Raw genomic sequence first — 12,041 nt, 5'->3', positions numbered from 1 at the left:
CCTAAAGTGCGCGCCGAACGTCCATGCTGGAAACGATCCATCCGGCTCAAGTACTGAGTAGGCGAACCAAAGTGGGGATACGGAGGACGTTCAGTTTGCAGCCACTTAAATTTTCAGTTTGCCCATGGAGTCCCTGAGCATGTCGATCCAGGTCGAAGACTATTTCGCGCGTGACACCTTCCAGAAAATGAAGGCGTTTGCCGACAAGCAGGAAACCCCTTTCGTACTCATCGATACCCAGATGATCAGCCAGGCCTACGACGACCTGCGCGCTGGTTTCGAATTCGCCAAGGTGTACTACGCGGTCAAGGCCAACCCGGCCGTGGAAATCATCGACCTGCTCAAAGAGAAAGGTTCGAGCTTCGACATCGCCTCGATCTACGAGCTGGACAAGGTGCTGGGCCGCGGCGTCAGCGCCGACCGTATCAGCTACGGCAACACCATCAAGAAGTCCAAGGACATCCGCTACTTCTACGAGAAGGGCGTGCGCCTGTATGCCACCGACTCGGAAGCCGACCTGCGCAACATCGCCAAGGCCGCACCGGGTTCGAAGGTGTACGTGCGTATCCTCACCGAAGGCTCGACCACCGCCGACTGGCCGCTGTCGCGTAAATTCGGCTGCCAGACCGACATGGCCATGGACCTGCTGATTCTCGCCCGCGACCTGGGTCTGGTGCCTTACGGCATTTCCTTCCATGTCGGCTCGCAACAGCGCGATATCAGCGTGTGGGACGCCGCCATCGCCAAGGTCAAGGTGATCTTCGAGCGCCTGAAGGAAGAAGACGGCATCGAGCTGAAGCTGATCAACATGGGTGGCGGCTTCCCGGCCAACTACATCACCCGGACCAACAGCCTGGAAACCTACGCCGAAGAGATCATCCGCTTCCTGAAGGAAGACTTCGGTGACGACCTGCCGGAAATCATCCTCGAGCCGGGCCGTTCGCTGATTGCCAACGCCGGTATCCTGGTCAGCGAAGTGGTACTGGTTGCACGCAAGTCGCGTACCGCCGTCGAGCGCTGGATCTACACCGACGTGGGCAAGTTCTCCGGCCTGATCGAAACCATGGACGAGTCCATCAAGTTCCCGATCTGGACCGAGAAGAAAGGCGAGACCGAAGAAGTGGTCATCGCCGGCCCGACCTGCGACAGCGCCGACATCATGTACGAGCACTACAAGTACGGCCTGCCGCTGAACCTGGCCATCGGCGACCGCCTGTACTGGCTGTCGACCGGCGCCTACACCACCAGCTACAGCGCAGTGGAATTCAACGGCTTCCCGCCGCTGAAGGCTTACTACCTGTAATGCGAAACGGGGCCGAAAGGCCCCGTTTTCATTTGTGTACTCCTGTGCTGGCCTCTTCGCGGGCAAGCCCGCTCCTACAGGGACGGCGCTACATTGAAAACTGGCGCTGTACCTGTGGGAGCGGGCTTGCCCGCGAAGGGGCCGGCCCAGTCAACATCAGGCTTCGCGCCGCTCAAGCTCCTGGGCATAGCTCCCGGCAAAGGCCATCAACGCCGGCCCCGCCCCCTGCAGGGTTACCAAGGCACTGCGCAGGAAATTCATGTTCCCCTCGACCCGCGCCCGCTCCAGCCAGGGCCCGGCTTCCGCCACCTGTCCCCGCTCGACAAGCACCAGCGCCAGGCTGAACATGCCACGAAAGTCCCCCGCCTCGGCCGAGCGCCGATACCAGCGCACCGCCCGTGTCGGATTGGGCGCCGTGGCGATGCCTTGTTCCAGGTAACGCCCGTACAGGTTCATCGACTTGGCATGCCCCATGTGCGCGGCCTTCTCGTAGCACATCAGCGCCTGTGCCTGGTTGGCCGGTATGCCGCGCCCGGTGGCCAGCAAGTTGCCCAGGTTGTACAGCCCCCAGTCCAGCCCGGCATCGGCCGCACGCGCATAGTGAATGGCCGCCTGCGTCTGGCTTGGCTCACCGCCCCAGCCATGCTCCAGGCAACGGCCCAGCATGTTGTGCGCCATGGCACTGCCACCCTGCGCGGCGATGCCGAACCAGCGCCTGGCGACGGCTGCATCCGCCTGAATGCCGCGCCCGTCGAGCAGGATCTGCCCTAGCAGCAACTGTGCCTCGACCGCGCCCTGCCCTGCCGCCGCCAGGATCGCCTGGGCGGCCTTGCCAGGGCTTTCTTCCAGCATGGCCCGCAAACCGGCCACATCCACCACTTCCTCACGCCGCAACTGATAGGACACGGCTCAGACCTCGGCCCAGCGGCGCAGCAGATTGTGGTAGGTGCCGGTCAACTGCAGCAGTGACGGATGGTCCGGCACATCGGCAGTCAGTTGCTGGATGGCATTGTCCATCTCGAAGAGCAACGCCCGCTGGCTGTCCTCGCGCACCAGGCTCTGGGTCCAGAAGAACGCGGCATAACGCTGGCCACGGGTAACCGGGTTGACCTTGTGCAGGCTGGTGCCGGGGTACAGCACCAGGTCACCGGCGGGCAGCTTGACCTGCTGCACGCCATAGGTGTCCTGAATCACCAGCTCGCCGCCGTCGTAGCTGTCCGGATCGCTGAGGAACAGCGTGGAAGACAGGTCGGTACGCACCCGCTCCGGGTTGCCCTTGGGCTGGCGCAGGGCGTTGTCGATGTGGAAGCCGAAACTGCCGCCTTCGCGATAGCAGTTGATCAGCGGCGGGAACACCTTGTGCGGCAAGGCTGCAGACATGAAGCGCGGGTTCTGCCACAGGCGGTCGATCAGCGCGCTGCCAATTTCCTTGGCCAGCGGGTGGCCTTCCGGCAGTTGCAGGTTGTGCTTGGCCTTGGCCGACTGGTAGCCGGCCGTGATCTTGCCGTCGGCCCAGTCGGCCTGCTCCAGCGCCTCGCGGATACGGGCCAGTTCATCGGCGTGAAACAGGCCAGGGATGTGAAGCAGCATGGCGACAGCACCGTCGGAAAATGTAATGCGCCAATGATATTGATTCCCTTTTGCGCTTCACAAGCCCCAATTGCCGCTTAAGACGTTTCAGCTTGATGAAACCGTAAAGGCAAATTGTAAAGATTGTAAATTATTCACGAATGGTAACGAATCTCAATTGTGAGTCACAATTGCTTACATTAAGATCCGCGGCCTTACCACCTTGGGGAAGGTCCTTAGCAATGCGCCAGTACGTACCATCTGCAGTGAGTTCACCACGCCTGATCGTGTCTGCCATCGGCGTAGCCCTCAGCGCTTCGTCGGCCTACGCCGCCGACCCGGTCGCCAGCAGTGCTATCACCCTCGACGCCACCAGCGTCAACGGCAAGGCTGAACAGGCCAGCACCGATTACAAGGTCGACCAGGCATCCTCGCAGAAGTACACCGCGCCGCTGGTGGATACCCCCCGCTCGATAACCGTGATCCCGCAGCAAGTGATCAAGGACACCAACGCCCTGACGCTGCAGGATGCACTGCGCACTGTACCGGGCATCACCTTTGGTGCCGGCGAAGGCGGCAACCCGCAAGGCGACCGCCCGTTCATCCGCGGCTTCGACGCCCAGGGCGACACCTACCTGGACGGCGTGCGCGACACTGGTGCGCAAACCCGCGAAATCTTCGCCATCGAATCGGTAGAGGTAGCCAAGGGCCCGAACTCGGCCATCGGCGGCCGAGGCGCCGCCGGCGGCAGCATCAACCTGGTGAGCAAGCGCGCCCACCTGGGCAACTCGCTTGACGGCGCCTGGACCTGGGGCAGCGACCAGACCCAGCGCTATACCTTCGATGGCAACTACCAGTTCAGCGACTCCGTTGCCGGGCGCCTGAACCTGATGACCCACGAAAGCAACGTCGCCGGCCGCGACAAGGTCAACTACGACCGTTGGGGTATCGCCCCATCGCTGGCTTTCGGCCTGGGTACTCCGACCCGCGTGAACCTCGACTACTACCATCTGGAAAGCGACGACCTGCCGGATTCGGGCATTCCGTACACCATCCCGACCGCTGGTAGTACTGCCCGCACCTCGGCACACCCGAGCAAGCCGTACGACGGCGGCGACAGCGACAACTTCTATGGCCTGACCGGTCGTGACTTCCGCAAAAGCCGCGTGGATATTGCCACCTTTGCCATCGAGCACGACTTGACCGACTCGCTGACCATCAAGAACACCCTGCGCCATGGCAACAGCATGCAGGACTACATCCTGACCCAGCCTGACGACAGCAAGGGTAACGTCAACAACGGCAGCGTCTGGCGCCGCGCCAATACCCGTGTGGGCAACACTGCCACCACCACCAACCAGACCGACCTGTTCGGTGAGTTCTACCTGGGTGGCATGAAGAACAGTTTCTCGACCGGTATCGAGTTGAGCCGAGAAGAGAGCAAGCGCTCGAGCTACACCGTCGATACTGACACCGTCCCGGGCGGCACCGCCAACACCAACTGCACCCCAGGCATGATCGGCGCCACCAGCGGTTACAACTGCACCTCACTGAGCAACCCGAACCCGGACGATCCGTGGAACGGCAGCATCGCACGCAACTACGCGGGCACCGATACCAAGAGCAACACCCGCGCAATTTATGTTTTTGACACACTCGAACTTACGCCCGAGTGGCTGTTGAACATGGGCCTGCGCTACGACCACTTCGACACCCAGTACCGCACCTACGACGCCACAGGCGCCACCGCGGTGAACAGCAAGGGCGTTGTCTCCAAAGGCAAGGATACAAGCGAGTTCGTTACCGGCCAGCTGGGCCTTGTATGGAAGCCGGCCGAGAATGGCAGTATCTACGTTTCCTACGCCACCTCCGCAACGCCACCCGGAGCAATGCTGGGCGAAGGTACTGAAGGCAACCCGCTGGGCAACACCACCGACCGCGCCGGCAACTTGCTGAGCAGCGATCTGGAGCCGGAGGAAACCACCAACTACGAAATCGGCACCAAGTGGGACCTGCTCGACCAGCGCCTGTCCCTGGCCGCAGCGCTGTTCCGCACCGAGAAGGAAAACGCCCGCGTCCAGGTTGACACCACTACCTACGAGAACGTCGGCGAAACTCGCGTACAGGGCATCGAACTGTCTGCCAGCGGCAAGATCACCGAAAAATGGCAGGTATTTGCCGGCTACACCTACATGGAAGCTCGCCAGATAGACGGTGGTGCCGTGAACAAGGCCAACGACGGCAACCAGCTGCCGAACACGCCGAACAACAGCGCCAGCTTGTGGACCACCTACTCCATTACACCGAAGCTGACCGTGGGTGGCGGTGCCTTCTACGTGGATGACGTGTATGGCAGCGTGGCCAACACCACCATGGTCGACAGCTATGTACGCTACGACGCCATGGCCGCCTACAAGCTGACCAAGAACGTCGACCTGCAGCTGAACGTGCAGAACCTGACCAACGAGGTGTACTACGACAAGGCCTTCTCTACCCACTTCGCCAACCAGGCGGCGGGGCGGACGGCTCTGTTGACCACCAGCGTCCACTTCTGATGCCGGGATCGGGTTGATCTGTTGAATGGGCTGCGCCTGTGCCGGCCCTTTCGCGGGTGAACCCGCTCCCACAGGTACTCCACTGGCCTCAGGTCCAGTGATATCTCTGTGGGAGCGGGTTCACCCGCGAATAGGCCGGTACAGACAACACAAGCCTGACTGACTAGCCCACCCTGCCCCGTTCATTCCCGTGAGCGGGGCTTTTGCGTATCAAGGCATAATGCACGCCGCGCAGTGTGCGGCAGAAACACAAGGTGATCATGTGGTGAAGAAGACGCTGTTCCAATTGCACTGGTTCTTTGGCATCACCGCTGGCCTGGTGCTGGCCTTGATGGGTATCACCGGGGCTTTGTACTCGTTTCAGGACGAACTGCTGCGCGCGCTGAATACCGATGTCCTGAAGGTCCAGGTGCGCCCGGAGGGCGTGCTGCCCCCGGCCGAACTGGTCCAGCGGGTCGAGGCCCAGCAGCACGACAAGGTGGCGATGCTGTGGGTCGATGTACGCGAAGGCAACGCCGCACGCGTCTTCTTTACCCCACCGCCAGGCGAGCGCCGTGGCCAGTTGCGCTACGCCGACCCGTACACCGGCGAACTCAAGGGAGAAGTGGCCGGGCAAGGCTTCTTCAACCTCATGCTCAACCTGCACCGCTTCCTGGCCATGGGCGACAGCGGCCGGCAGATCACCGGTGCCTGCACCCTAATGCTGGTGTTCTTCTGCCTCTCCGGCCTGTACCTGCGCTGGCCGCGCAAGGCGCTGGACTGGCGCACCTGGCTGACCTTCGACTGGGCCAAGAAAGGCCGCGCCTTCAACTGGGACCTGCACGCTGTGGCCGGCACCTGGTGCCTGCTGTTCTACCTGCTGTTCGCCCTGACCGGGCTGTTCTGGTCCTACGAGTGGTACCGCGAGGGCCTGAACAAGCTGCTGGCCGACGCGCCGATCGCCGGCCAGCAGCAAAAGCGCGGCGAAGGCCGTGGCCGCCACGGGCCGCAGAAAATCGACAAGAACGCCCCGCCGCTGGTGGTCGACTACGACGCAATCTGGGCCAACCTCAAGGACGCTGCAGGCCCGGGCCTGGCCATGTACAACCTGCGCCTGCCGCCGGTAGGCGGCCAGCCGGCCAACCTGTTCTACCTGCTGGATAACGCCGACCACCCACGTGCCTTCAACACCCTGGTACTGGACCCGGCCAGCGGCCAGGTGAAAAGACATGACCGCTACACCGACAAGTCCTTCAAGGCCCAGCTGCTCCAGAGCGTCTACGCCCTGCACGTGGGCGAATACTTCGGCCTGCCGGGGCGCATCATCGTCACCATCGCCAGCCTGACCATGCCGCTGTTCTTCGTCACCGGCTGGCTGCTGTACCTCGACCGCCGTCGCAAGAAGCGCCAGGTACGTGCCGCCCGTGGCAACGTCACCAGCAACACTGCCAGCGGCGATAGCTGGCTGATCGGCTTTGCCAGCCAGAGCGGGCTTGCCGAACAACTGGCCTGGCAGAGCGCCGGGCAGCTTCAGGCCGCCGGCCTGCCAGTGCAGGTACGCGCCCTGGCAAAACTGGGTGAAAGCGACCTGCGCCAGGCCCGCCGTGCGCTGTTCGTGGTCAGCACCTTCGGCGACGGCGAAGCCCCCGACAGCGCCCGCGCCTTCGAGCGCAAGGTGCTCGGCCAACCTTGGGCGCTGGACAACCTCAGCTATGCCCTGCTCGCCCTCGGTGACCGCCAGTACCCGCACTTCTGCGGCTTCGCCCGCCGCCTGCAGGCATGGCTGGGTGAACGCGGTGCCAGCAGTGCGTTCAGCCCGGTGGAAGTGGACAACGCCGACCAGGCCGCGCTGCAGCAGTGGCAGCAGGAACTGGCGCAACTGACCGGCGCCCAGCCAGTGGCCGCCTGGCAGCCGCCGAGTTTCGGCAACTGGTCGCTGGTGCGCCGCGAACTGCTCAACCCGGGCAGCCAGGGCCAGCCGGTGTACCTGCTGGGCCTGCGACCGGAGCAGCCCGCCAGCTGGGAAGCCGGCGACCTGGTGGAGATCCTGCCGCTCAACGGCCAGCCGAGGATCGACGCCTTCCTCGATGGCATGGCGCTGGACGGCGGGGCCAAGGTGCAAGTGAATGGCTTGGCCGAAACCCTCGCCCAGGCCCTGTCCGGTCGCCAGTTGCCGACCCGTCGCGATCACTTGGTCGGTTTGCAGCCGCAGGCGCTGGTCGACGCACTGGTGCCGATCGGCAGCCGCGAATACTCGATTGCCTCGATCGCCAGCGATGGTGTGCTGGAGCTGATCGTGCGCCAGGAACGCCATGCCGATGGCAATCTGGGCCTGGGTTCCGGCTGGCTGACCGAGTACCTGCCGCTTGGGGGTATGTTGAGCCTGCGTTTGCGGCGCAACAGCAGCTTCCACCTGCCGGAAACGGCTGCACCGCTGGTATTGATCGGCAATGGCACCGGCCTGGCCGGCCTGCGCAGCGTGCTCCGCGCGCGGGTGAATGCTGGCGAGCAGCGCAACTGGCTGCTGTTCGGCGAGCGTAACCGGGCGCATGACCTGCTGTGCGGCAACGAGCTGCAAGGCTGGCTGGACAACGGCGACCTGGCACGCCTGGACCTGGCATTTTCGCGGGATCAGGCCGACAAGGTGTATGTGCAGGATGTGTTGCTGCAGCAGGCTGAAACGCTCAAGCGCTGGGTCGCGGATGGTGCCTGTGTGTATGTCTGCGGCAGCCTGCAAGGCATGGCTGCCGGGGTGGATGCAGCGCTCAACGGCATCCTCGGGGAAGCGGTTGTGCAACAGCTGATCGAGGATGGGCGGTATCGGCGGGATGTGTACTGATCGGAAACTGATGTAACCAGCACAGGCCTCTTCGCGGGTAAACCCGCTCCTACAGGTACTGCACAGAATTCAAACACTGTGGGGGACCTGTGGGAGCGGGTTTACCCGCGAAGAGGCCGGTACAAGCTGTCAGTGAAGCTCGAAGGTGTCGGCATCCAGGTTGGCCGGGAACTTGGTCCGGTAGGCCGCCAGCTCTGCCGCGCTCAACACAGCGGTGAAAACACCGTCGGCCTCGCCGGCACTGAGCAGGCTCTCGCCCTGGAAATCCAGCACCTGGCTGTCGCCGGAATAGGCAAAGCCCTTGCCGTCGGTACCCACCCGGTTCACCGCCGCCACATAGCACAGGTTCTCGATACCCCGCGCCGGCAACAGGCGGTTCCAGTGCTGGCGGCGCGCAGCCGGCCAGTTGGCGGTGTACAGCAACAGGTCGGTGTCCTGGGCATCGCGGCTCCACACCGGGAAGCGCAGGTCGTAGCAGATCAGCGGGCGAATCCGCCAGCCCTTGAGCTCGAACTGCACCTGGCGCTCACCCGGGGTGTAATGCTTGTGCTCACCGGCCATGCGGAACAGGTGACGCTTGTCGTAGTGCAGGATCTCGCCATCCGGTCGGGCCCACAGCAGGCGGTTGCGGTGGCTGCCATCGGCGGCCTGGATGATCACGCTGCCGGTAATCACCGTGTTGTACTTCTTCGCCTGGGCCTTCAGCCATTTGTAGGTCGGGCCGTTTTCCGGCTCGCACAGGCTTTCCGATTGCATGGAAAAGCCGGTAGTGAACATTTCCGGCAGGATCACCAGGTCCACTTCACCCACCTGCTCCAGCAGCACTTCGAAGTGCGCATAGTTGGCCTCGCGGTCGTGCCAGGCCAGAGTGGTCTGCACCAGGGCGACTTTCAGATTCGGCAGTGTACTCAGATCGCGCATAGTTTTTCCGCTGCCTGACGCAGCGTCTCCTCTCGTTTGGCAAAGCACAGGCGGACCAGGCGTTGCTCGGGGATGGGTTGCTGGTAGAACACCGACACCGGGATGGTCGCCACGCCGTGCTCACGGGTCAGCCACAGCGACATTTCGATATCGTTCAGGTCCGGGCGGATCTGCGAATAGTCCACCAGCTGGAAATAGGTACCCGCCGTGCGGGTGAAGCGGAACCGCGAGCCCTCCAGCAAGCCGCAGAACAGGTCTCGCTTGGCCTGGTAGAAGGCCGGCAGTTCATCGATATGCTCGGGGTGCTCGGCCATGAAATCGGCCAAGGCGCACTGCAGCGGGGTCACACCGCAGAAGTTGACGTACTGGTGCACCTTGCGCAGCTCGGCACTCAGCGCCGGCGGGGCGACCACGTAGCCGGTCTTCCAGCCGGTGACGTGATAAGTCTTGCCGAACGAGCTGACCACGAAGGCGCGCTGGTACAGTTGCTCGTGGGCCAACACGCTGGCATGGCGTACACCGTCATAGACCAAGTGCTCGTAGACCTCGTCGCTGACAAGGTAGATATCGCGGTCAGCGATAAGCCGCGCCAGTTGGTCCAGGTCTTCACGGGTAATCAGCGCACCGCTGGGGTTGTGCGGCGAATTGAGAATGACCATGCGCGTGCGCGGGCTGAGGGCATCGCTGAACTTCTGCCAGTCGATGCGGAAATCGCCATCGCTCAGCTGTACATGCACGCAGCGCCCACCAGCCAGTTCCACGGACGGCTCGTAGCTGTCGTAGCAAGGGTCGAAGACGATTACCTCGTCACCGGCATGCACCACAGCCTGGATGGCGCAGAAGATCGCCTCGGTGGCGCCAGGGGTGATGGTCACTTCCTGGTCGGCATCCACCTGCGCGCCATACAGCCGCGCGACCTTGGCCGCCACCTGCTGGCGCAGGGCCGGCAGGCCGGTCATCGGCGAATACTGGTTATGCCCGGCGGCCACATGCCGGCCGACTGCATCGAGCAGCGCCTGCGGGCCATTGAAGTCGGGGAAGCCTTGCGACAGGTTGAGCGCGCCCGTCTGCACGGCGAGCTGGGACATGGTGGTGAAGATGGTCGTGCCGACATTCGGCAGTTTGCTGCGGATCATGGAGCCCTCTTTCCTGGGGTGTATCCGGCACGGGGTGGAGTCCGAGCATAGCGGATCGAGCGGTCAGGAAAAAGGTTGAAACAATAGGGGGATTTGCGCTGGATCAAAGGGCCTCTTCGCGGGTAAACCCGCTCCCACAGGTCCTGCACAGATTTCGAAAACTGTGGGTCCTGTAGGAGCGGGTTTACCCGCGAAGAAGTCGACGCGGAATCAGCGCTTGTCGCGGCGCTTCTTCTCGGCCTTCTTGTGGTGCGACATCAGGCGGCGCTTCTTGTTGACCTGGCGGTCGGTGAGGGTGTTCTTCTTGCCCTCGTACGGGTTCTCACCGCCCTTGTACTCGATGCGGATCGGCGTACCGACCAGCTTCAGCACGCGCCGGTAGGTGTTCTCCAGGTAACGCGAGTACGACTTCGGAATCTTGTCGGTCTGGTTGCCGTGGATCACGATCAGCGGCGGGTTGGCACCACCGAGGTGGGCATAGCGCAGCTTGATGCGGCGGCCGTTGACCAGCGGCGGCTGGTGCTCGCTCACGGCATCTTCGAGGATCTGCGTCAGGCGGCTGGTCGGCCAGCGGGTTACCGCCGACTTGAACGCGGCCTGCACCGACTTGTACAGGTGGCCCACGCCGGTGCCGTGCAGGGCGGAGATGAAGTGGATGTCGGCGAAATCGACGAAGAACAGCCGGCGCTCCAGCTCGGTCTTCACGTAGTCACGCTCGCCCGGCTCCATGCCGTCCCACTTGTTCAGGGCGATGACGATGGCGCGGCCAGCTTCCAGGGCGAAGCCCAGCAGGTTCAGGTCGTGATCCACCACGCCTTCGCGGGCGTCCATGACGAAGATCACCACGTTGGCGTCCTTGATCGCCTGCAGCGTCTTCACCACCGAGAACTTCTCAACTTCCTCGTGGATCTTGCCGCGCTTGCGCACGCCGGCGGTGTCGATGAAGGTGTACTTCTCGTCATCGCGCTCGAACGGGATGTAGATACTGTCGCGGGTGGTGCCCGGCTGGTCGTAAACCACCACGCGCTCTTCGCCGAGCATGCGGTTGACCAGCGTCGACTTGCCGACGTTGGGGCGGCCGATGATGGCGATCTTGATGCCATCCTTCTCGCTCGGGCCCGGGATGCGCACCGCTTCCTCGCCTTCGGCGACTTCGGCGTCCAGCGCTTCCTCGACCTGGTCGCGTGGCAGGTGGCCGAGCACGGCCTCCATCAGCGCATTGATGCCGCGGCCCTGGGAGCCGGCTACCGGGATCGCGTTGCCCATGCCCAGCGGCGAGAACTCGGCGCGTGCCACATCGGCATCGATGTTGTCGATCTTGTTGGCAACCAGGATCGCTTCCTTGTTCCGCTTGCGCAGGTGCTCGGCGATCATCTGGTCGGCAGCGGTCATGCCGGCACGGGCATCGACCAGGAACAGCACATAGTCAGCTTCTTCGATGGCCATGAGCGACTGCTCGGCCATTTTCTCGTCCATGCCCACTTCGTCACCGGTGATACCGCCGGTGTCGATCAGGATGAAGGAACGACCCTGCCAGGTGGCATCACCGTACTGGCGGTCACGGGTCAGGCCCGACAGGTCACCAACGATGGCATCGCGGGTCTTGGTCAGGCGGTTGAACATGGTGGATTTGCCGACGTTTGGGCGGCCCACCAGGGCGATTACGGGAACCATTCGGCTCTCCACTCTTGAATTCTTGAAAATGCAAAGGCCGCTGCAAGGCAGCGGCCGGAGTTCGG

8 protein-coding genes are annotated in these 12,041 nt (G+C 63.2%); 3 read left to right on the top strand and 5 right to left on the bottom strand.

Going from position 1 to position 12,041, the window contains the following annotated elements; translation table 11 throughout:
- The first annotated feature begins 139 nt into the window (after positions 1-139).
- On the top strand, positions 140-1,303 hold the full coding sequence (locus tag QN085_RS04625; protein WP_015269027.1) for a type III PLP-dependent enzyme: 1,164 nt from the start codon (positions 140-142) through the stop codon (positions 1,301-1,303).
- A gap of 156 nt (positions 1,304-1,459) precedes the next feature.
- Here QN085_RS04625 and QN085_RS04620 read toward each other — a convergent pair whose 3' ends face one another.
- A complete protein-coding gene (locus tag QN085_RS04620; RefSeq protein WP_024086310.1) occupies positions 1,460-2,209 on the bottom strand; it encodes a tetratricopeptide repeat protein in 750 nt (249 codons plus the stop codon).
- Positions 2,210-2,212: 3 nt separating this feature from the next.
- Complete coding sequence (locus QN085_RS04615) at positions 2,213-2,893, bottom strand: Fe2+-dependent dioxygenase (RefSeq protein ID WP_013971034.1); 681 nt, start codon at positions 2,891-2,893, stop codon at positions 2,213-2,215.
- Between the two features lie 221 nt (positions 2,894-3,114).
- Here QN085_RS04615 and QN085_RS04610 point away from each other — a divergent pair, with 221 nt between their 5' ends.
- The gene (locus tag QN085_RS04610; protein WP_041506254.1) at positions 3,115-5,427 is read left to right on the top strand and encodes a TonB-dependent receptor; all 2,313 of its coding nucleotides are present in this window, start codon (positions 3,115-3,117) and stop codon (positions 5,425-5,427) included.
- Between the two features lie 262 nt (positions 5,428-5,689).
- On the top strand, positions 5,690-8,245 hold the full coding sequence (locus QN085_RS04605) for a PepSY domain-containing protein (protein ID WP_041506255.1): 2,556 nt from the start codon (positions 5,690-5,692) through the stop codon (positions 8,243-8,245).
- Between the two features lie 129 nt (positions 8,246-8,374).
- On the opposite strand, the gene QN085_RS04600 is transcribed toward QN085_RS04605, so the two are convergent.
- The 3 genes from QN085_RS04600 to der all read right to left on the bottom strand — a co-directional run bounded on the left by QN085_RS04600 (position 8,375) and on the right by der (position 11,976).
- Complete coding sequence (locus tag QN085_RS04600; RefSeq protein ID WP_023661352.1) at positions 8,375-9,166, bottom strand: amidohydrolase; 792 nt, start codon at positions 9,164-9,166, stop codon at positions 8,375-8,377.
- Positions 9,154-10,302 (bottom strand): pyridoxal phosphate-dependent aminotransferase, encoded by a 1,149-nt coding sequence (locus QN085_RS04595; protein WP_023661351.1) that lies wholly within the window; start codon positions 10,300-10,302, stop codon positions 9,154-9,156. The genes QN085_RS04600 and QN085_RS04595 overlap by 13 nt, the downstream gene beginning before the upstream one ends.
- 210 nt (positions 10,303-10,512) lie before the next feature.
- Positions 10,513-11,976: a ribosome biogenesis GTPase Der gene (gene der / locus QN085_RS04590; RefSeq protein ID WP_013971029.1), complete on the bottom strand. Its 1,464-nt coding sequence runs from the start codon at positions 11,974-11,976 to the stop codon at positions 10,513-10,515.
- Positions 11,977-12,041: the final 65 nt, after the last annotated feature.

The sequence above is a fragment of the Pseudomonas sp. M2(2023) genome, assembly GCF_030263955.1.
GTDB lineage: Bacteria > Pseudomonadota > Gammaproteobacteria > Pseudomonadales > Pseudomonadaceae > Aquipseudomonas > Aquipseudomonas asiatica.
This window is presented reverse-complemented; position numbering and strand designations above follow the sequence as displayed.